The organism is Glycomyces sp. NPDC048151 (assembly GCF_043202775.1).
Taxonomy (GTDB): Bacteria; Actinomycetota; Actinomycetes; order Mycobacteriales; family Micromonosporaceae; genus Glycomyces.
Map to the genome: position 1 here is coordinate 260,040 of NZ_JBIDBB010000006.1, position 19,603 is coordinate 279,642.

A 19,603-nucleotide genomic window follows, 5' to 3' on the forward strand; every position below is an offset into this window, starting at 1 on the left:
CAGGCGCTGGGAGCACGCGAACGCCGTTTCGAGGCCCGCCGTCAGGCGACCGGGAAGTTCTGGTGGAAGACGTTGTCGGGATCGACCTTGCGTTTGATCTCGCGCAGACGCTCCAGTGTCGCGGGTGGGAACGCGTCGGCGAGGCGCTGGGGCGAGAACACTGTCTCGAAGCTGAGGTAGAGGCCGTCCAAGGCGGGCCGCATGTCCTCCCATGCCCTGTCTGCCATGGCAGTCGGTGCGTTGGTCATGATGGCGATGTTGAAGTGCTGGTGCCGGTGGGCGAAGGCGGTCGCTTCGGCGGGCACGTCGTTCACGGCGCCGCCGGTCGCGCGGATCTGGAGCATGGTGGCGGGGAGGGCGTGGAGGAGCGAGGCCGCCCGTTCGCTCACCGACTGGTCGAGGTGGACGGCGAAGCCGTTGCGCATATAGGCCGTCTGCTGTCCGCCGTGCGGTTCGCGGGTGTCGAGGATCGCTTCGGCGTACGGCATGAGCTCCGCATTGCGGCCGGTCAGCGGCGCGAGGCGGGTGAAGGGCGCGAGGGCGCGCTCGGCGGCCCGGGCGTCGTCCCCGGCGTACACGACCACGCCCATGGCGTGGCCGCTCCCCGAAAGGTAGGCGAAGGCGGTGACCTCGCGCGGGGCGGCCTCGACAGTCGCGCCCCACGCCTCCAGGAACGCCGCGACGTCGCCGGGGCGGTACTGGAGCATGGCCCTGGCGACGGCCGGGGTGCGCGAGGCCCGGAGGTCGAGGGAGGTCACGATGCCGACGTTCGCCCCGGCGCCGCGCACGGCCCAGAACAGGTCGGGTTCGTTCTCAGCGTCCACAGTGCGGATCCGGCCGTCTGCGGTGACGATCTCGGCTGCCACGACGTGGTCGATCGTGAGGCCGTGCACGCGGCCGAGGAAACCGATCCCGCCGGTCGTACCGAGGCCGCCGACGCCGACACCGCCGGAGTCGCCGGAGGTGACGGCCAAGCCCCAGGGCCGCAGCGTCCGGGCCGTGTCGGCCCAGCGGGCACCCGCACCGACCCGGACCAGGTCGCCGTCGATCCGCTCGACCGAGCCCAGCTCGGCGAGGTCCACGACGGTGCCGCCGTCGTTCGTGGCGCGGCTGGAGATGCCGTGCCCGCCGCTGCGGATTGCAAGGGGCCCTTCGTGTTCTCGTGCCCACGCCAACGCTTCGGCGACTTCGGCGGCGGTGCGCGGCCGGATCACCGCCGCCGGCGATCCGGTGCCGGTGTAGACGTGTCTGACGCGTCCGTACCGGGGGTCGCCGGGGCGGATGATGTCGAGCATGGCACTTATCCGATCTCGGGCTTGACGGTCGTGGGGCCGACCTCGCGCTGAGCGAAGTACTGGATGACCTCACCGGAGAACGGGCTGGTGCCCGCAATCAGTTCGGCCACGTGCAATCCGACCTCGTCGGCGGGAATCCAGCCGGGGTGGTCGATGCCTGCCATCCGCTTCGGCCGGGTGCTGATGACGCCCAGGATCAGATCGTGGATCCGCGGGCCCGCGGGGCCGGCCTCGGCTGCGAGCGTGCGGGCGAGCGACTTGGTGGCCGCGGAGCCGACGGCGAGGGCCGCGTGCTTGGGCCAGGGGATCTCGGCGCTGTAGCCGTTGATGTGGACGAGCGCGCCGGTACGGCCGAGGGCGGGAACGAGCGCGCGGAAGGCGCGGAAGACCGAGGTCAGGTTGTGTTCGACCAGGTAGTCCCACTCGTCGTCGGCGAGGTCGAGGATTCCCTTGGGGCCCTGGGGGCCCCAGTCGGCGACGCTGACGACGGCGCCGTCGAGGCCGCCGTGCTCGCGGGCCAGGTCGGCGACGATGCCGGTCAGGTCGGGGTCGGCGAGGTCGAGCGCGTGCGTCCGCAGCTTCGGGTGGTCCACGCGGGAGGCGAGGTCGTCGAGTTTGGATTTCGCGCGGGCCGTGGCGATCACGGTCGCACCGGCGGCGAGCAGCTGCCGGGTGATGCCCTCGCCGACACCGCCGGCGCCGCCGATGACGAGCGCGGTCTTACCGGTGAGGTCGGTTCGGGCTTGGGCCCAGGCGGGGAGGTCGGCGGTGGTGGTCATGGGGTCTCCTTCGAAGCGTTCGTGCGGGTTTCGTCGAGGTGGTGCTGGAGCGAGGCGAGGATCGCGTCGAGCTGGTCGATCTGATCGGCGGAGAGGCCGTCGAGGAACCAGCGCTTGATCGACTGGAAATGCGGGCCGACCGCCCGCCGGAAGACCGCGAGTCCGTCGTCGGTCATGGCGACCAGGGCGGCGCGGCCGTCGCTCTCGGTGCCGCGGCAGCGCCGGATCAGGCCGCGTTCTTCCATGCGGCGCAGGTGGTGCGAGGTCCGGCCGGTGTCCCAGTCGAGCGCGCAGGCGAGCTCGGTCGATCGCATCGCGCGGTCTTCGACGGAGGAGAGGTGTGCCAGCACGGTGTAGTCGGGTCCGGAGAGCCCGGAGGCCTGCTGGAGTTCGCGAACGCTTTCGCGGCGGACCGACTCGGACAGGACCAGGAAGTCCTGCCACACCCGCCGCTGCTGGGCCGTCGTTCTATCTGACATGTCAGCAACCGTAACTGACTTGCTGACACATCAGCAAGTTGGCGGTGACGCAGCTCATGGGCCAGATCGGAACAACCCAAGGAGGGGTCGCGTTAAATTGGCATATGACAATTAAAGTGGCCCGCCGCTCCGGCCCTGCCGGCACGGAGGACCGCGACGACAGAGCCCAAGGGCTCGTAGAAAGGAAGTGCATCATGCACAAGAACGTGTTCACCGGCGAGAACGCCGCCATGCTGCTCATCGACCACCAGACGGGCACCATGTCGTGGACCCACTCGCACGACGTCGAAGAGGTCAAGAAGAGCGCGCTGTCGCTCGCGAAGATCGCCGTCGCCGTCGACATGCCGCTCGTGCTCACCTCGAGCATGGAGGAGAACATCCAGGGACCGCTGGTCCCCGAGCTCGAGGAGATCGCCCCGAAGGCGTTCGCCGACCGGATCAAGCGCGCCGGCATCGTCAACGCGATGCACGACCCGAACTTCGCCGAAGCAGTGCACGCCACCGGCCGCCGGAAGCTCATCGTCGCCGGCATCACGACCGAGGTCTGCGTCGTCTTCCCGGTCCTCCAGCTCCTCGACGAGGGCTACGAGGTCCAGGTGGTGACCGACGCGTCCTCGTCGTTCACCAAGATCGGCGACGACGCCGCGCTGCGCCGCATGGAGCAGGCCGGCGCCGTGATCACGTCGACGGCGCAAATCGTCTCCGAGCTGGCCGTGGACTGGACCACGCCCAAGGGCCAGCAGCTCGCCGCGGTCCTGGGCCTGGCCTAGTGAGTGAGCACCGAGTGGGCCCGCGGCACCGCCGCGGGCCTTTCGGCCGTTTTCAGGCGCGGATGGCGTCCATGATGAGGTCGGCGAACCGCTCGACGTACCCGAGGCGGCGCTCAGGATCGAGCGGCGCTTCGCCGAAAAGCCGCTCAGTCAGCGCCCGGCTCGCGAACATCTCGGCGCCGCCGGAAGTGATCAGGAAGAACACCGTCTCGAACGGCACGTCCTTCGCCTCGCCCCGCTCGACCGCGGCGCTCCAGATCCGCCGGATCCGCTCGGTCTCGGGCCCCAGGATGCGGTCGGTCAGGTACTCGAGCCGGTCGCTGTGCTGGCCGCCCTCGACGTTGATCAGCCGCATCAGGTCAGGATGCTCGGCGGAGACGAGGACGAAGGCGCGGATGATCGACCGCAGGCGCTCCAGCGGCGGGGACTGCGGATCGTCGGCGGCCTCGAGCCGCGCCACGATCCGCCCGAAGCCCCAGCTGACGGCCGCGCGCCAGATGTCGTCCTTTGTGCCGTAGCGCTGGTACAGCAGGTTGTGACTGACGCCGAGCTCCTTGTTCAAGGTTCGCACGGACACGCCGTTGAACCCGTGCACGGCGAAGGAGTGCAGCGCGGCCCTGAGCACGTCCTCCTCGTCGGGCGCCGGCTCGGCGTCCTTCGCGGGGCGGCCCCTGGGGCGAGTGGTGACCATGTGTCTCATCGTACGTGCGCGCCGAGCAGGAACCGGATCGCGCGGAGGCTCAAGCCGGTGCGGCGTCAGGCGGCGCTACGACTCACGGTCGATCTGATCGCGATCGGGGAACATCCCGGCCCGACAACCTCCGCTATCCCGCCAGCCACCTTGAATGAAACAGCGGGACACCTCTTAGAGTCGCGATTGCATCGCCGATGCGAGTGCCGGTAGACCGACGCAATCGCGCACACCCCAGGCGCGAGTGCATTGTTTTCGTTTCCCTCTCGCGACCTGCTTCCTTTACGCCACCATCATTGACCGGTGATGACTGTCAACGACACGAACCGCCACGGCCTCTGCGGAAACCAGCGCCCGGGCTTCGCGCCACAGCGCCCGTCGACGGCCTTCGGCGGCACCAATGGCTGCTTTTTTGGCTGCTCGAACCCTCCTGGGAGGCTTCAGAACCGGGGCCTCACCGGCCCCTGAGGACACGAAAAAGGCCCTGTTACCAGGGCCTTTAAACTGTGCGCGAGGGGGGACTTGAACCCCCACGTCCATAATAGGACACTAGCACCTCAAGCTAGCGCGTCTGCCATTCCGCCACTCGCGCGTGCACAGTGAGTGTATATGTAGTTGGTTTGAGCTGCCAGTTTGTTGTTTTCGTTCGCCCTGGCAACGAGATGAAACTTTACACGACCCTTGCGGGGGCCTGCCAAGGGGGGTTCGCGGTCGGGCGGGCGGGCCGGCGGCGGCTAGGCTTGGGGGCATGACCGTGACCGCGCCTCGACTCCCCGACGCGGCGTTGGCGCATTGGGATCTGGGGCAGGTCTACCAGATGCAGCGGGTCCAGACAGGGCTGATGAACCGGTCGTGGCGGGTCGATACGTCGTCGGGTTCTTATCTGCTCAAGTTGTTCCGGGACGTCACCGGCCCTGAGCTGCAGTTCCAGTTTCATGTGCTGCAGACCCTGGGTGCTTCCGGGGTGCCGGTCGTGCTGCCGGTGCTCAGTCGGGACGGGCGGACGACCATCTTCTTGGAAGGTGAGGAGTTCGGGGTCTTCCCGTGGGTCGGCGGACGCCACCGGTCCGGGCTGTCCATGTCACGTGACGCGTGCCGGGACCTGGGGTCGGTGATCGGGCGGCTGCACCGGACGCTGCACTCGGCGATCCCGGCGGACCGGGCGCCGAAGGCCGAGAATCCCGCGACCACGGAGGCGGCCCTGCAGAAGGTCGACCGGCTGCTGGAGCTGGTGGCCGCCGGGCGGGGCGACAAGACCGGGTTCGAGGCCATCGCCGAGCAGACGCTGCGGCTGAAGCGCGGGCTGCTGGTGCGACTGGGAGACCGGCGTCCACCGGACCTGTTGCCGCAGTACACGGGTTACACGCACGGCGACCTTCACCCGCACAATGTCTTGCACGGGCCGGACGACCGGATCTCCGCGATCCTGGATTGGGACCGGTTGGTCGTGTCGTCGTACGCCAGGGAGATGGCGCGGGCGGCGGTGTTCTACTTCACTTATGGGGATGAGCGGGGCCTCGATTGTGATCGGATCCGGGCGTTCGCCGGAGGCTACCGGTCCGTCTTCGACGTCGGGGAGCCGGAGATCGGCCTGGCCACGCACCAGCTGTGGTGGGACCGGCTGACCGACAACTGGGTCATCGAGTGGCACTACGTGCGCCACAACTCCGCGTGCGACCACCTGCTGCCGGGCCAGACCGGGCTCGTGAAGTGGTGGACCATCCACTACTCGCAGGTGGAGCAGGCGCTGATGGGGCGCTGAAGAAGTCGCTGGCTTCTCGGTATTGCTTTTGTCACAATCATCTTCATGAGTTCACTTCCGCTTCTGCGTCTTCACGGCACGCCCCGCGAGCGGGGCCTTCAGCACGGCGAGGCACTGCGGGAGGCGATCGCGGCGAACGTGGCTGAGTACCGGTCCCGGATGCTCACCTCTGGGGTGCCGGAGGATCAGCTGGCCGAGCGATCGCAGCGGTTCCTCGAGCAGTTCACTAGGTATGACCCGGACTACCGGGCGACGATGGACGGGATCGCCGCCGGTTCCGGGCAGGATCTTCTGGACATCGCGTTGCTGAATGCTCGGTACGAGCTGCTCTACAGCGCTTGGAGCGAGTTCGGGCGGCCCACGGTCGACAGCATCCGCAGCGAGTGCACTTCGTTCGGCGGGTCGGATGGGGTGTTCGCCGAATCGGGCACGCACATCGGGCAGAACTGGGACTGGTTCACCGGTGTCGAAGGGGCCCTGCTGCATTGGGAGCACGAAGGCACGACGGTGATCGGATTCACCGAGGCCGGCGTCGCCGGGGCGAAGATCGGGCTCAACAGCGCGGGTGTCGGGTTGTGCATCAACGGGCTCGGCGCCTCGGTCGACGACTGGCGGCTCGACACCGTGCCGATGCACCTGCGGACCCAGCGGGTGCTGCAGTCGAAGTCCTTGGCGGAGGCCGTCGGGCATGCCGTCGCTCCCCGGCCTGCCTGTTCTTCCAACTTCTTCATCGGCAGTGCCTCCGATGGGGTGGTGACCGTTGAGACCTCGCCGCTCGGGTCCCGGGTCATCTATCAGGATGCGGGAGCGCCTCTGGTGCACGCCAACCACTTCCGAGCGCCTGAGGCGCTCGGCGTATACGAGAGCTGGCTCGAGACGGGGAGGGTGTCCACCTATCACCGGTTCGACCGGATGGAGACGCTGCTCGCCGAGGAGTCGCCGGTGTCGACCGAGCGGCTGTACGCCTCGATGCGGGACCACGAGGGCGGTCCGCTGGCGCTGTGCAGGCACCCCGTCGAGACCGATCCTGTTGAGCTGCAGACGCATACGGCGTTCGCCGCGCACTTGGAGCTGGACTCGCTGCGGTTCTCCTACACGTGGGGACCGCCCTGCGAGTCCGAGTTCGCGACGGTGAGCCTCTAGCGGGGCGTGGGCTGCGAGAGCTCCCAGCAGGCCACCGCGGTCGCGGCGGCGACGTTGAGGGAGTCGACGCCCGCGTGCATGGGGATGACGACGGTGCGGTCGCAGGCGTCGAGCGCGGCCTTCGTGAGGCCGGGGCCTTCGGCGCCGAACATGAGGGCCGGGCGTTCGCGCTCGGCGGCGCTGACCTGGCCGATGTCGATCGCGCCCCGTGAGGGGCTCAGACCGTGCAGGGTGAACCCGGCGTCGCGGATCTGGGCGAGGCCGCTCGGCCAGGGCTCCAGGTAGGCGTACGGCACCGCGAACACCTCCCCCATGCTCACGCGCACGCTCCGGCGGTAGAGCGGGTCGGCGCAGTCGGGGGCGAGGAGGACGCCGTCGAAGCCGAGACCTGCGGCGACCCGGAAGATAGCACCGATGTTCGTGTGGTTGTTCAGGCCTTCAAGGACGACGAGTCGCTTCACGGTGGTCAGGAGGTCGGCCGGGGCCGGGAGTTCCTTGCGGTGGAACGAGGCCAGCGCGCCGCGGTGGACGTGGAAGCCCGTGACGGATTCGAGGATGTCGGGCCCGGCGGTGTAGCAGGGGGCGTCCCCGGCGAGGTGCGCGAGCTGGTCGGCGCGCTTGGCGTCGATGAGCATCGAGCGCATCCGGTAGCCCGCTTGCAGGGCCCGGCCGATGACCTGGTGGCCTTCGGCGATGAACAGGCCGTGGGGCTGCTCGAAGCGGGTGCGGAGGGCGAGGTCGGTCAGGGCGCGGTAGTCGCCTAGGCGCTCGTCTTCGGGGTCTTCGATGCTGATGACGTCGGGCACCCGGTGATTCTCCCCCTACGGGCGCGCGAACGCCCGGGGAGTCCTACCGGACTCCCCGGGCGTCACGTACTAGGCCTGGGCGGGCGGGAGCTGGCCGGGCTCCTTGCCTTCGCCGATGTCCTGGACCTCGCGGGCGGCCTGCTGGGCGGCTTCGAGGGCCTGGAGGGCGGAGTCGTCGAGTTCGAGGGCGCTGGTGTCGACCTCGACCTCTTCCTCCTCGCTCGGGCCGGTCTTGTCGCCGCCGCCGAAGGCGTTGCCGATGCCGCCGAGGGCCTTGGTGAGCTCGGCGGGGACGACCCAGACCTTGTTGGCGGTGCCTTGGGCGATCGTGGGCAGCGTCTGGAGGTACTGGTAGGTCAGCAGGCGGTCGGTGGGCTTGGCGTTGTGGATGGCCGCGAAGACGGTCTGGATGGCCTTGGCCTCACCGTCGGCGCGGAGCACGGCGGCGTCGCGCTCGCCCTTGGCGCGGAGGACGGCGGACTGCTGCTCGCCTTCGGCCATGAGGATCGAGGAGCGCTTGGTGCCCTCGGCGTTGAGGATCGCGGCGCGGCGGTCGCGTTCGGCGCGCATCTGCTTCTCCATCGCGTCGCGGATGCTCAGCGGCGGTTCGATGGAGCGCAGTTCGACGCGGGTGACCTTGAGGCCCCACTTGTCGGTCGCCTTGTCGAGCTCGGCGGCGAGGCGGGCGTTGATCTCCTCGCGGCTGGTGAGGGTCTTCTCCAGGTCCATGGAGCCGACCACGTTGCGGAGGGTGGTGGTGGTGAGCTGCTCGACGCCGGCGAGGTAGTCGTCGATGTTGTACACGGCCGCGGTGGGCTGCGTGATGATGTAGTACAGCACGGTGTCGATCTGCACGCCGAGGTTGTCGGCGGTGATCACGGGCTGGGGCGGGAAGTTGACGACGCGCTCGCGGAGGTCCACTTTGGCGCGGACGCTGTCGACGAAGGGCACCAGGAGCCGGGGTCCGGGCTCCAGGGTGCGGCGGTACTTGCCGAGGCGCTCGATGATGTAGTTCCACTGCTGGGGAACGATCTTGATCGATCGGAAGAGCACGATGATGAAGAAGATCGCGACTATCAGCAGCAGTATGCCTACGGGCTCCATGGTGTCTCAGCCTCCATTGTCTGGGATCGGCGGGCTTTTCACTTGGCTCGTTGTTCGGTTTGCGGAAAGGCTATACGGGCGTTTCCAGTCAGCTCTGCTTCCAGACGATGACGGTGGCGCCCTTGATCTCCACCACTGTCACGGTGTCGCCCGGTTCCAGCGACTGGTCGGGTTCGAGGGGGTAGGCGGTCCAGTTGGCGCCTTCGATCTCGACGAGGCCGCCTTTGGCGCTGACGGTCTCGAGGACGCGGGCTTCGGCGCCTTCGATGGCGCGGGTCCCGAAGGCGCGGGGGGTCTGGTCGCCGCGGGCGTCGCTTTCGAGGGCCTGTTTGAGGAAGGGGCGGAGGCCGACGATCGAGGCGACGGATCCGGCCCCGAAGAGGACGGCCTGCAGCCAGAAGGGGGCGCCGAGGGCGGCGCCGACTCCGGCGAGGACGGCGCCGACGCCGACCATGGCGAGGACCAGGGTGCCGGTGAAGAGCTCGATGGCGCCGAGGATCACGGCGGCGATGATCCAATAGAAGACGGGTTCCACATCACAAGCATGTCATGCGGAAGCGACCTGCGGTGATTACGGTGCGGGCCCGCGTCCTGGGAGGGACGCGGGCCCGGTGGTTTTCAGGAGCGCGAGGGCCCTAGCGGGTCCGGTGCTTCTCGGGCGCCGGGGGCCTGCGGGCGGGGCAGCAGCCCTCGACCGTGGGGTCCCAGACGGGGAGCTTGCCGAGGCGGCGCAGGGGCGCGCCCTGGACGCGTTCGGCGACGAGCTCGCGGAACATGCCGACGATGTCGGCGCCGACCTCGGGCGTGCCGGCCCGGAGGTAGCGCAGGCCGAGTTCGGCGGCGGTGTCCTTGGCCTCGTTGTCGAGGTCCCACAGCACTTCGATGTGGTCCGAGAGGAACCCGACGGGGCTGACCACGACGGTGTCGACGCCTTCGGCGGCGAGGACCTTGAGGTGGTCGTTGACGTCGGGCGCGAGCCACGGCATCGACGGCGGGCCCGATCGGGACTGCCAGACGACGTCGAAGGGCCCGGTCCAGCCGGCGTGCTCGGCGACGAGCGCGGCGGCCTCGGCGACCTGGTCGGAGTAGCGCGCGCCTTCGGGGCCCGAGCACTCCTCCATGACGTCGGGGATCGAGTGGGCGGTGAAGACCACGCGGGTCTTCGACTGGTCCTCGATCTCGCCGAGGCTGGCCTTGAGCTGCGCGGCGAAGCCGCCGACGAAGCCCGGGTGGTCGAAGAAGTGCCTGATCTTGTCGATCACCGGGGCGGTGTCGCCGACGGCGGCGCGGGCGGCGTTGATGTCCTCCACGTACTGGCGGCACGAGGAGTACGAGCCGTAGGCGCTGGTGCACAGGGCGAGGGCGCGCTTGACGCCGTCGCCGGTCATCTGGGTGACCGCGTCGACGAGCATCGGCGGCCAGTTGCGGTTGCCCCAGTAGATCGGCAGGTCGATCCCGCTGATGCGGAACTCCTGGCGGAGCGCGTCGAGGACTTCGCGGCACCACTGGTTGATCGGCGAGATCCCGCCGAAGTGGTAGTAGTGCTCGGCGACCTCGGCGAGGCGCTCGTCGGGGATGCCGCGGCCGCGGGTGACGTTGCGCAGGAACGGCAGCACGTCGCTCGGGCCTTCGGGTCCGCCGAACGAGACGAGCAGGACCGCGTCATATCCCTTATGAGCAAGGTCGTTCATCGTCATGGCGGCTCCGCTACTGTTCGGTGCGCTCGACCCCGACGGCGTGGAAGCCGCCGTCGACGTGCAGGATCTCGCCGCTGGTGGCCGGGAAGAGGTCGGACAGGAGCGCCGCGCAGGCCTTGGCGACCGGCTCGGAGTCGGTGAGCGACCAGCCGAGCGGGGCGCGGGTCGTCCACGCCTCCTCGAAGGCCTCGAAGCCCGGGATGGACTTGGCGGCCATGGTGCGCTGCGGGCCCGCGGACACGAGGTTGACGCGGATGCCCTTGGGGCCCAGGTCGCGCGCGAGGTAGCGGTTGGCGGACTCGAGCCCGGCCTTGGCGACGCCCATCCAGTCGTACACGGGCCAGGCCTGGCTCGCGTCGAAGGTGAGGCCGACGATGGAGCCTCCGTTCCCCATCAGCGGCAGGCAGGCCATGGCGAGGGCCTTGTAGGAGAAGGTCGAGACCTGCAGCGCGGTCGCGACGTCCTCCCACGGGGTGTTCAGGAAGTTCCCGCCGAGGGCCGACGGCGGGGCGTAGGCGATGGCGTGCAGGACGCCGTCGATGCCGTCCACGTGCTCGCGGACCTTCGCCTCGAGCCCGGCGAGCTGCTCGGGGTCGGTGGCGTCGAGTTCGATGACGGGGGCGGGGGTGGGGAGCTTCTTGGCGATCCGCTCGACCAGGGACATGCGCCCGAAGCCGGTGAGGACCACTTCGGCGCCCTGCTCCTGCGCGTACTTGGCGACACCGAAGCCGAGGGACTGCTCGGTGATCACCCCGGTGATGAGCAGACGTTTGCCGTCCAAGAATCCAGACATGTGTTCCTCCGTCGTTATTCGTGCTTGAAAACTTGCTTGGCCTAGTGGCCCATGCCCAGGCCGCCGTCGACGGGGATGACCGCGCCGTTGACGTAGGCGGCGTTGTCGCCCGCGAGCCAGGTGACGGCTCCGGCGATCTCCTCGGCCGTGGCGAAGCGCTTGGCGGGGATGGAGTCGAGGTAGGCCTTGCGCTGGGCCTCGGGGAGCGCGTCGGTCATGTCGGTCTGGACGAAGCCGGGGGCGACGACGTTCGCGGTGATGTTGCGGGAGCCGAGTTCGCGGGTGATCGAGCGGCTGAGGCCGACCAGGCCGGCCTTGGAGGCGGCGTAGTTGGTCTGCCCGGCGTTGCCGTAGAGGCCGACGACCGAGGAGATGAAGATCATGCGGCCGAACTTGGCGCGCAGCATCTTCGAGGAGGCGCGCTTGGCGACCCGCCACGCGCCCTTGAGGTTCGTGTCGACGACGCGCTCGAACTGCTCGTCGCTCATGCGGAGCAGGAGGGTGTCGTCGGTGATGCCGGCGTTGGCGACGAGGATCTCGACGGGCCCGAACTTGTCCTCGACCTCGGTGAACGCGGCGTCGACGGAGGCGGTGTCGGTGATGTCGCACTGGACGCCGTAGAGGCCGTCGGGGGCGCCGGTGCCGCGGTGCGTGACGGCGACGTTGTCGCCCTGGGCCGCGAATGCCTGGGCGATAGCGAGACCGATCCCGCGATTGCCTCCGGTGACGAGGACCGTGCGCGCCATTGTCTGATCTCCTCAGTTTTCTTTGTATGAAGCCACCGACGATCGTAGCGACGGGCCGCTTCGGGAGCGAAGGGGCCTTCACGCACGGTGTGGCACTCGACTCACGCCTCAGGTGAGGCGGGAGGTCCAGGCGAGGCTGAGGCCCGCCGCCGCGAACAGGAGGACCATCGCGGTGCCGATGAACCACTGGGAGATGTCGCGGGCGATCGTCTGGTGCGCGAGGGAGGACTCCATGTCCTCGTAGACCGAGCGGAGTTCCTCGGCGGTGACGGCCTCGTAGAAGTTGCCGCCGGTGCCTTCGGCGAGCTCGGCGAGCGCTTCGCGGTCGACGGGGACCGAGACGAGCTCCTGGTCGAGTTCGATGACGCCTTCGTCGGTGCCGAACGCGACCGTGGAGACGGGGATGTTCGCGGCGGAGGCGGCCTCGGTGGCCTCCTCGACGGTGCGCCCGGCCGTGCGGTAGCCGTCGGACATGAGCAGGACGCGGGCGGGCGGGAGCGTGCCGGACTCGTCGGCGGGGACCTGCTGGACGGCCTGGAGGGACGCGAAGACCGCTTCGCCGGTGGCGGTGGCCTCGGCGAGGTTGAGTCCGAGGATCGCGGAGGCGACGCTCGCGTGGTCCTTGGTGGGCGGCACGTTGACCGAGGCGAAACCGGCGAAGGAGACGAGCCCGACGTTGTACTGCTCGGGGAGGTCGTTGACGAACCCGGCGGCGGCTTCCTTGGCGGCCTCGATGCGGGTCGGCGACACGTCCTCGGACATCATCGAGAGCGAGACGTCGATGGCGAGGATGATCGTGGCGCGCTCCTGTGGTTCGTCGACGTCGACGGCGGGGCGGGTCATGCCGCCCACGAGGACGGCGAGGGCGATGACGAGGAGCCCGGCCGGGAGGTGGCGTCGCCAGCCGGGGACCTTCGGCACGAGTTTGGCCAGAAGCGAGGCGTTGGCGAACCTGACGGCGATCCGCTTGCGGGCGAACTGGGCCCAGACGTAGACCGCGGCGAGCGCGGCGACGGGGACGAGCGCCAGGAGCCACATCGGTTCGAGCAGGCGGATCAACGGTTCTCCTTTGTCGTGGTGTGGCGCTAGGGGGTGTCTGGTGATTCCGGGCGAGTCTGCATCCGAGTCCGTTTGTTCGCTCGCATTGCCGATTTACGGCTCGCAAGCGTCGCCGAGTCCGCGGAAGGCGCTCCGAATACCGGTGTTGTATTCGAAGGGCCGACAACGAAGCGAGCGGGCAAACGGGCCGGATGCAGGCCGTTCGGGATCACCAGAGGCCCCCTAACGGTAGGCGGCGAGGTGGCGGCGCTGCGCGATGAACGCGGCGATGTCGCGCAGCCAGTCCGAGCCGGTGGAGAGGCGCAGGTGGGCCGCGCCGCCGGAGCGGATGCCCTCGGCGATGCGGCGGCGCTGCTCGGCGGCGGCCTCGGCGTAGCGGGCGCGGAAGCGCGCGTTGCCGGTCTGGACCTCGACGGTCGCGCCGGTCTCGGGGTCCATGAGGTCGAGGACGCCGACGTCGGGGAGGGCGAGCTCGGCGGGGTCGAGGACCTCGACGCAGAGGGTCTGCTGGCGGACGGCGAGGCGGCGCAGTTCGCGGGGCCAGTCGCTCGGGTGCTCTTCGTCCTCCAAGAAATCGGAGATGACGATGGCGAGGCCGCGGCGGCGGGCGTGGCGGCGGGTCTTGTCGATGAGTTCGGCGAGGTTCCCGGCTCCTTCGCCGCGCGGGAGCGTGGTGACGGTGCGCAGGAGCGAGCGGGCCCCGCCGCGGCCGGGCCGGGGCGGGATCGCCTTGGCGGGGCCGCCTTCGGTGACGACCGCGCCGATCCGGTTGCCGCCGCGCCCGGCGAGGTAGGCGAACGCGGCGACGGCCCCTTCGGCGAGTTCGCGCTTGAGCATGCCGACGGTGCCGAAGTCGAGGCTCGGCGAGAGGTCGACGGCCAGCCACGTCTCGAGTTCGCGGTCGGCGATGGTGGTGCGCACGTGCGGCACGGTGGTGCGGGCCGTGACCGGCCAGTCCATGCGGCGCACGTCGTCCCCGGCGCGGTACTCGCGGGCCTCGCCGGGCTCGGAGCCGGGCCCGGGCAGCAGGCCCAGGTAGTCGCCGTGCAGGAGTCCGTCGAGGCGGCGGGTGACGTTGAGCTGCAGGCGGTCGAGGGCGCGCAGGTCGTGTTCCACGGGTGCCGCGGTCCTCACCAGGCGCCCGGCTGCTGCGGCTGGAGCGGTTCGGGGCCGCGCGGCGCGGCGTCCTGGCGGGGGCTGACGGTGGGGGCCGGGACGGCGGCGAGCAGCTGGCCCACGAGCTGGTCGGTGACCACGCCGTCGGCCATGGCGTCGTAGGAGAGGACGAGGCGGTGGCGCAGCACGTCGGGCGCGATGTCGTCGAGGTCCTGCGGGAGGGCGTAGTCGCGGCCGCGCAGGAGCGCGATCGCGCGCGTGGCGCGGATGAGGCCGAGCGAGGCGCGCGGGCTGGCCCCGTACTGGATGTGGCGCGCGATCTGGCCGAGCCCGGCCTGCGCGGGGTTGCGGGTGGCCATGACGATCCGCACCGCGTAGTCGACGAGGGCGTTGTGGATGAACACGCCGTCGGCGGCCCGCTGGAGGCGCAGGAGGTCGTCGGTGTCGAGGATGCGCTCGGGCACGGGCGAGTCGACGCCCATGCGGAAGACGATCTCGCGTTCCTCGGCGTCGGTGGGGTAGCCGACGTTGACCTTGAACAGGAAGCGGTCGCGCTGCGCCTCGGGCAGCGGGTAGACGCCCTCCTGCTCGATGGGGTTCTGGGTGGCCATGACCAGGAACGGCTTGGGGAGCACGTGGGTCTGGCCGCCGATGGAGATGCGGCCCTCGGCCATGACCTCGAGCATCGCGGACTGGACCTTCGCGGGGGCGCGGTTGATCTCGTCGGCGAGCACGAAGTTGGTGTAGACCGGGCCGAGCTCGACGTCGAAGGACTCCGAGGACTGGCGGTAGATGCGCGTGCCCACGATGTCGGCCGGGACGAGGTCGGGCGTGAACTGGATGCGCTGGAAGTCCGCGCCGACGACGCGGGCCATCGTCTCGACCGCGAGGGTCTTCGCGACGCCGGGCACGCCTTCGATGAGGCAGTGCCCGCGGGCCAGGAGCGCGGCGAACATCCGCTCGACGAGGGCGTCCTGGCCGACGATGACCTTCTTGATCTCGAACAGCGCCTTCTCCAGCAGCGCGGCGTTCTCCGCCGGGGTGGAGTCGCCGCTCGAGCGGTCTGAACGGTCGGCCTCGGCTGATCCCATGTCGGCTCCTGCTCTGGTGTGCGGTCTGGTGCTGTCGATACTAATTCGCCCGTTCGAGGACTGCAGGGGGCCGCACGGACCCGCGCGGCGCGCCTGCACCGTGATTTGTCGGGAACCCGACAGTTCTCGCCGAACCCCTTGCGGCACAGGGGGTCTACACTGCCGCGACGCCGCGGCGGCAAACGGTAAGGCGGTATTTGCCCAGGAGCGTGACACGCCGCGCGGATTCAATCCGTTGCTGCGAAATGTCGGAGCGCTATGCTTTCACCAACCCGCACGACTTCCCCCGTGGTCGTGCGGGTCTTTTGCTGCCCGCGAGGACGCCGCGCGCAGGCTTTCCGGGGGAAGCGCACACGGCCCCTCCGGCACTAGAATTCACTCATGCCCCGCCGCCGCCAGGCCCTGCTCCTCCCCGGACGCAACTACAGCGTGCAAGGGCCGCTGCTGATGTACACGCACGTGGCCCTGCAGTCCCGTGGCGCCCATACCTATCCGCTGGCGTGGCAGGGAGTCGACCGGCTCGCCGCCGACGAGCAGGCCATGATCGACGGCGTGTGCGACCAGACCGAGGCGGTGCTCGACAGAGTCCACAACGACGACCCGCCGCTGCTGGTCGGCAAGTCCCTCGGCACGGCCGCCGCGATCCTCGCCGCCCACCACGGACTGCCCGCGATCTGGTTCACGCCGTTCCTCCAGCACTACCCGATCGTCCAGGCCCTGCGCCGCTCCACCGCCCCGTACCTGCTCGTGGGCGGCACCGCGGACCCGGCGTGGAACACCGCGCTGGCGCGGGAGCTGCCCGGCGAGGTCTGCGAGATCCCCGGGGCCGACCACGGCATGTTCATCCGGGGGCGGCCGCTCGTGGAGTCGGCGCACGCGATGGCCGACGTCATCGAGGCCGTCGAGGCGTTCATCGACACAGCGGTGTGGCCCCGCACCGGATGAGCCGGGCGCTGGCGGACAATCGCGCTGTGACCTCAGAGCCAGAAGCGCCGTCCGAAGCACCGATCTGCTCGTCCCGCGGCTGCCGCAACGAGGCGACGTGGATGCTGCTGTGGCGCAACCCGCGCATCCACACCTCCGACCGCGTGAAGCGCTGGGCCGCTTGCGACGAGCACGAGCCGACCCTCCGCGAGTACCTCACCGTGCGAGGATTCCCTTGCGAGTCAGAGAGAGTGGGATGATCGAGCGATGAACGCGAGCGCCGTCCCGGTGTGGGACCTGTGGCCGGGCGGGATCGAATGGCAGCCGATGTCGCCGCGGCTGCGCACGGTGTGGGTGCTGCGGAGCCTGCTCAACTTCCTCATCCTGGCGGTGATCGCGGCGGTCCCGCTGACGATCTGGCTGGGCTGGGACGGGCTGCTGTGGGCCCTCGGCGGCTACGTCGTGCTCGCGGGCCTGCGGGCCCTCGCCGTCGCGCGCACCGTGCGCACCTGGGGCTACGCCGAACGCGGGCAGGACCTGCTGGTGCGGCACGGGCTGCTGACGCGCCGCCTGAGCATCGTCCCCTACGGCCGGATCCAGCTCATCGACCTCTCCGCCGGGCCGATCGAGCGGATGTTCGGCCTCACGACGGTGCAGGTGCGCACCGCCGCGCTCGGCTCGAACACCGAAGTGCCCGGACTCGACCCGCACGTCGCCGCCGCGCTGCGCGACCGGCTCGCCGTCCGCGCCGCCGAGGTAAGGGAGGGGCTGTGAACGCGGAGGGCGACCAGCCCGCTCCCCCGCTCGCGCCAGCGCCGTACGGCCCGGCGCCGTACACGCCGAGCGCGCCGCCCGAGGGCATGCAGCGCCAGCGCCTCCACCCGCTCACGCCGCTGCTGGAGAGCGTGCGGTTCCTGACCGCGGCCGCGGCGGCGGTGGGCATCCAGATGTTCACGTCCAGGAACTTCCTGTTCGCGGTGTACGCGGCCGTCGCGGCGGCGGTCGTCGGCGGGATCGCGAGCCTCATCGCGCTGCAGTACCGGGGCTTCGTGATCTGGGGTCGGGAACTGCACATCTACGGGGGCGTGTTCACGCGCAGCCACCGCACGGTGCCGCTGGACCGGCTCCAGTCGGTGGACCTGGTGCGGCCGCTGCGAGCCCGCGTGTTCGGCTTGGCGCAGTTGAACATCGAGGTCGCGGGCGGCGACGGCACGGACGCGCGGCTCGCGTACCTCAAGCACGACCGGGCGCTGGAGCTGCGCGCGGAGCTCCTGTCGATCGCGGGCAGGCCTGGCGCGACGCCGAGGACCGAGGCGCCGGAGGAGTCTGCCGAGGAGGCACCGGCGGGCGCGCCGACGCTGGTGCCGCCGGTGACGGTGCGCAAGCTGGCGCTGGCGTCATTCTTGGAGGCGCTGCCGGTGCAGCTGGCGGCGCTGGTGGTCTTCGGGACCGCGTTCCTGGTGACCGGGTCGATCTTCGGGTTCACGCAGGTGGCGACGGCGCTGTGGTTCGGCTTCTTCGCGCCCGCGCTGCTGGGGTACCTGCAGAGCACGATCGCGACGGTGAACCGGTTCTTGCGCAACTGCCGGTTCCGGATCACGCGCGACGGCGGGAACCTGCTCATCGAGCGGGGTCTGACGGACACGAGCCACGAGACGGTGCCCGTGGACCGGGTGACGGCGGTGAGCTTCGACGAGCCGATCATGTGGCGCAGCCGGGAGTGGCGGCGCGTCGAGGTGTGGACGGCGGCGATGGCGCAGCAGAGCGGCTCGGTCGTCAGGTCGACGACGGCGCTGCCGGTGGGGAGTCCGGCGGAGGTGGCGACGGTGGCCGCCGAGGCGGTGCCCGAGCTGCCGTCGGTGTTCGCGGTCGAGCGGCCGCCGCGCCGGGCCCGGTGGCGGATGCCGTTGCGTTGGAAGCGGACGGGTGCGGCGCTCGACGAGAAAGTGTTCGTGGTGCGGCACGGCTGGTGGGTCAACACGTATGTGGCCGTGCCGTACGCGCGGATCCAGTCGGTGCGGGTCGTGCAGGGGCGGATCCAGCGGATGCAGGGGCTGGCGACGGTGCACGCGATGACGGCCGGGGGCGTCGGGCACACGGCGACGGCGGCGCACCGCGACGTCCGCGAGGCCGTCGCGATGGCCGCCGAGCTGCGCGAGCGGGCCGACGCGGCCGCGGCGCTCGAGGCGCCGCGGCTCAGCTGATCAGAGCCGGCAGGCGTCGATGTTGGAGGCCAGGATGCCGCGGGCGCCGATCTCGTAGAGGGCGTCCATGACCCGGTGCAGGTCGGCGCGCTCGGTCATCGACTGCACGGCGACCCAGCCTTCCCGATGCAGCGGGGAGACCGTGGGCGATTCGATGCCGGGCGTCAGCTCGACGGCGGCTTCGAGGAGTTCGGCGCGCACGTCGTAGGCGAGCATCACGTACGAGCGGGCCACGAGCACGCCGCGCAGGCGGCGCAGCAGCTGCTCGACGGCCGGGGACTGGCCGTTGCCGGGCTTGCGGACCAGGACGGCCTCGGAGCGCATGATCGGGTCGCCGAAGACGGCGAGCCCGGCCTGCTTGAGGGTCGTGCCGGTCTCGACGACGTCGGCGATCGCGTCGGCGACGCCGAGGGCGATGGCGTTCTCGACCGCGCCCGCGAGCTTGACGATCTCGGCCTTGACGCCGTGCTTCTCCAGGTCGGAGCGGACGACGCCGGGGAACGAGGTCGCGATGCGCTTGCCGTCGAGCCCGGCGACGGTGTCGACGGTGCCCGGGCGGGCGGCGTAGCGGAACGTGGAGCGGCCGAAGCCGAGCACGAGGACCTCTTCGACCTCTTCGCCGGAGTTGACGGCGAGGTCCTGGCCGGTGATGCCGAGGTCGAGGTCGCCGGAGGCGACGTACGTGGCGATGTCGCTCGGGCGCAGGTAGAAGAACTCGACGTCGTTGGCGACGTCGAGGGACTGCAGGTCGCGGCTGGAGCCGCGCTGGCGGTAGCCCGCCTCGGTGAGCATGTCGGTGGCGCCCTGGGAGAGCGAACCCTTGTTGGGCACGGCGATGCGGAGCATGCGGATGGGCCTTTCGGAAGCTGTTTAGAGGTACCGGTACACGTCGTCGAGGCTGATGCCGCGGGCGACCATCATCACCTGGAGGTGGTAGAGGAGCTGGGAGATCTCCTCGGCCGCGGCCTCGTCCGACTCGTATTCGGCGGCCATCCAGACCTCGGCCGCCTCTTCGACGATCTTCTTGCCGATGGCATGGACGCCGGCGTCGAGTTGGGCGACGGTGCCCGATCCCTCGGGTCGGGTGGCGGCTTTGTCGGCGAGTTCGGCGTAGAGCTGCTCGAAGGTCTTCACGGGCGGAATT

Annotated in this window: 22 protein-coding genes and 1 tRNA gene; 7 read left to right on the top strand and 16 right to left on the bottom strand. The window is 70.1% G+C overall.

All coding sequences use genetic code 11. From position 1 onward, the window contains the following. Positions 1 to 41: 41 nt before the first annotated feature. Genes ACGGCP_RS16320 through ACGGCP_RS16330 form a run of 3 tightly spaced genes read right to left on the bottom strand, consistent with a single transcriptional unit; the run spans position 42 to position 2,553 of the window. Positions 42 to 1,295, bottom strand: a complete 1,254-nt coding sequence (locus ACGGCP_RS16320; protein ID WP_392966840.1) for an FAD-binding oxidoreductase — start codon at positions 1,293 to 1,295, stop codon at positions 42 to 44. Between the two features lie 5 nt (positions 1,296 to 1,300). Beyond that, on the bottom strand, positions 1,301 to 2,074 hold the full coding sequence (locus tag ACGGCP_RS16325; protein ID WP_392966842.1) for an SDR family oxidoreductase: 774 nt from the start codon (positions 2,072 to 2,074) through the stop codon (positions 1,301 to 1,303). After that, the gene (locus ACGGCP_RS16330; protein WP_392966844.1) at positions 2,071 to 2,553 is read right to left on the bottom strand and encodes a MarR family winged helix-turn-helix transcriptional regulator; all 483 of its coding nucleotides are present in this window, start codon (positions 2,551 to 2,553) and stop codon (positions 2,071 to 2,073) included. Before ACGGCP_RS16330 ends, ACGGCP_RS16325 begins: the two co-directional genes overlap by 4 nt. Positions 2,554 to 2,747: 194 nt before the next feature. Between ACGGCP_RS16330 and ACGGCP_RS16335 the strand changes: the two genes are divergently transcribed. After that, positions 2,748 to 3,323, top strand: a complete 576-nt coding sequence (locus ACGGCP_RS16335) for an isochorismatase family protein (protein ID WP_392966846.1) — start codon at positions 2,748 to 2,750, stop codon at positions 3,321 to 3,323. 52 nt (positions 3,324 to 3,375) lie between these two features. On the opposite strand, the gene ACGGCP_RS16340 is transcribed toward ACGGCP_RS16335, so the two are convergent. Together ACGGCP_RS16340 and ACGGCP_RS16345 are read right to left on the bottom strand one after the other, a co-directional pair. Beyond that, the gene (locus tag ACGGCP_RS16340; protein WP_392966848.1) at positions 3,376 to 4,014 is read right to left on the bottom strand and encodes a TetR/AcrR family transcriptional regulator; all 639 of its coding nucleotides are present in this window, start codon (positions 4,012 to 4,014) and stop codon (positions 3,376 to 3,378) included. A gap of 507 nt (positions 4,015 to 4,521) precedes the next feature. Next, a tRNA-Leu gene (locus ACGGCP_RS16345) sits at positions 4,522 to 4,606 on the bottom strand. A 156-nt stretch (positions 4,607 to 4,762) separates the two neighbouring features. Between ACGGCP_RS16345 and ACGGCP_RS16350 the strand changes: the two genes are divergently transcribed. Further along, positions 4,763 to 5,776, top strand: coding sequence for a phosphotransferase (locus tag ACGGCP_RS16350; RefSeq protein ID WP_392966850.1), 1,014 nt, complete (start codon positions 4,763 to 4,765; stop codon positions 5,774 to 5,776). 45 nt (positions 5,777 to 5,821) lie between these two features. Next, complete coding sequence (locus tag ACGGCP_RS16355) at positions 5,822 to 6,919, top strand: C45 family autoproteolytic acyltransferase/hydolase (RefSeq protein WP_392966852.1); 1,098 nt, start codon at positions 5,822 to 5,824, stop codon at positions 6,917 to 6,919. On the opposite strand, the gene ACGGCP_RS16360 is transcribed toward ACGGCP_RS16355, so the two are convergent. The 9 genes from ACGGCP_RS16360 to ACGGCP_RS16400 form a co-directional block, all read right to left on the bottom strand. Beyond that, on the bottom strand, positions 6,916 to 7,725 hold the full coding sequence (locus ACGGCP_RS16360; RefSeq protein WP_392966854.1) for a TrmH family RNA methyltransferase: 810 nt from the start codon (positions 7,723 to 7,725) through the stop codon (positions 6,916 to 6,918). The two genes, ACGGCP_RS16355 and ACGGCP_RS16360, sit on opposite strands and share 4 nt — an antisense overlap. A gap of 69 nt (positions 7,726 to 7,794) precedes the next feature. After that, on the bottom strand, positions 7,795 to 8,829 hold the full coding sequence (locus ACGGCP_RS16365) for an SPFH domain-containing protein (RefSeq protein WP_392966856.1): 1,035 nt from the start codon (positions 8,827 to 8,829) through the stop codon (positions 7,795 to 7,797). Between the two features lie 88 nt (positions 8,830 to 8,917). Further along, on the bottom strand, positions 8,918 to 9,364 hold the full coding sequence (locus tag ACGGCP_RS16370) for an NfeD family protein (RefSeq protein ID WP_392966858.1): 447 nt from the start codon (positions 9,362 to 9,364) through the stop codon (positions 8,918 to 8,920). 100 nt (positions 9,365 to 9,464) lie between these two features. After that, complete coding sequence (locus ACGGCP_RS16375; protein ID WP_392967282.1) at positions 9,465 to 10,520, bottom strand: ferrochelatase; 1,056 nt, start codon at positions 10,518 to 10,520, stop codon at positions 9,465 to 9,467. 16 nt (positions 10,521 to 10,536) lie between these two features. After that, positions 10,537 to 11,319: an enoyl-ACP reductase FabI gene (gene fabI, locus ACGGCP_RS16380; RefSeq protein ID WP_392966860.1), complete on the bottom strand. Its 783-nt coding sequence runs from the start codon at positions 11,317 to 11,319 to the stop codon at positions 10,537 to 10,539. A 41-nt stretch (positions 11,320 to 11,360) separates the two neighbouring features. Continuing rightward, the gene (locus ACGGCP_RS16385) at positions 11,361 to 12,065 is read right to left on the bottom strand and encodes a beta-ketoacyl-ACP reductase (RefSeq protein WP_392966862.1); all 705 of its coding nucleotides are present in this window, start codon (positions 12,063 to 12,065) and stop codon (positions 11,361 to 11,363) included. A 108-nt stretch (positions 12,066 to 12,173) separates the two neighbouring features. After that, positions 12,174 to 13,124: a VWA domain-containing protein gene (locus tag ACGGCP_RS16390; protein WP_392966864.1), complete on the bottom strand. Its 951-nt coding sequence runs from the start codon at positions 13,122 to 13,124 to the stop codon at positions 12,174 to 12,176. A gap of 222 nt (positions 13,125 to 13,346) precedes the next feature. Next, positions 13,347 to 14,261: a DUF58 domain-containing protein gene (locus ACGGCP_RS16395; RefSeq protein WP_392967284.1), complete on the bottom strand. Its 915-nt coding sequence runs from the start codon at positions 14,259 to 14,261 to the stop codon at positions 13,347 to 13,349. After that, positions 14,255 to 15,331 carry an AAA family ATPase gene (locus tag ACGGCP_RS16400; RefSeq protein ID WP_392966866.1) on the bottom strand — a complete coding sequence of 359 codons (1,077 nt, stop codon included), beginning with the start codon at positions 15,329 to 15,331 and terminating at the stop codon, positions 14,255 to 14,257. Before ACGGCP_RS16400 ends, ACGGCP_RS16395 begins: the two co-directional genes overlap by 7 nt. Positions 15,332 to 15,712: 381 nt before the next feature. On the opposite strand from ACGGCP_RS16400, the gene ACGGCP_RS16405 reads away from it, so the two are divergent. From ACGGCP_RS16405 to ACGGCP_RS16420, 4 genes are read left to right on the top strand one after another with little or no spacing between them, the layout of a single operon-like run. Beyond that, on the top strand, positions 15,713 to 16,276 hold the full coding sequence (locus ACGGCP_RS16405) for an alpha/beta hydrolase (RefSeq protein ID WP_392966868.1): 564 nt from the start codon (positions 15,713 to 15,715) through the stop codon (positions 16,274 to 16,276). 26 nt (positions 16,277 to 16,302) lie between these two features. Beyond that, on the top strand, positions 16,303 to 16,515 hold the full coding sequence (locus ACGGCP_RS16410; protein WP_392966870.1) for a hypothetical protein: 213 nt from the start codon (positions 16,303 to 16,305) through the stop codon (positions 16,513 to 16,515). A gap of 7 nt (positions 16,516 to 16,522) precedes the next feature. Further along, positions 16,523 to 17,029 carry a PH domain-containing protein gene (locus tag ACGGCP_RS16415; RefSeq protein WP_392966872.1) on the top strand — a complete coding sequence of 169 codons (507 nt, stop codon included), beginning with the start codon at positions 16,523 to 16,525 and terminating at the stop codon, positions 17,027 to 17,029. Beyond that, the gene (locus ACGGCP_RS16420; RefSeq protein WP_392966873.1) at positions 17,026 to 18,459 is read left to right on the top strand and encodes a PH domain-containing protein; all 1,434 of its coding nucleotides are present in this window, start codon (positions 17,026 to 17,028) and stop codon (positions 18,457 to 18,459) included. The genes ACGGCP_RS16415 and ACGGCP_RS16420 overlap by 4 nt, the downstream gene beginning before the upstream one ends. Here ACGGCP_RS16420 and hisG read toward each other — a convergent pair whose 3' ends face one another. Continuing rightward, on the bottom strand, positions 18,460 to 19,305 hold the full coding sequence (gene hisG / locus ACGGCP_RS16425; protein WP_392966875.1) for an ATP phosphoribosyltransferase: 846 nt from the start codon (positions 19,303 to 19,305) through the stop codon (positions 18,460 to 18,462). 24 nt (positions 19,306 to 19,329) lie between these two features. After that, complete coding sequence (locus tag ACGGCP_RS16430) at positions 19,330 to 19,593, bottom strand: phosphoribosyl-ATP diphosphatase (RefSeq protein ID WP_270109719.1); 264 nt, start codon at positions 19,591 to 19,593, stop codon at positions 19,330 to 19,332. Positions 19,594 to 19,603: the final 10 nt, after the last annotated feature.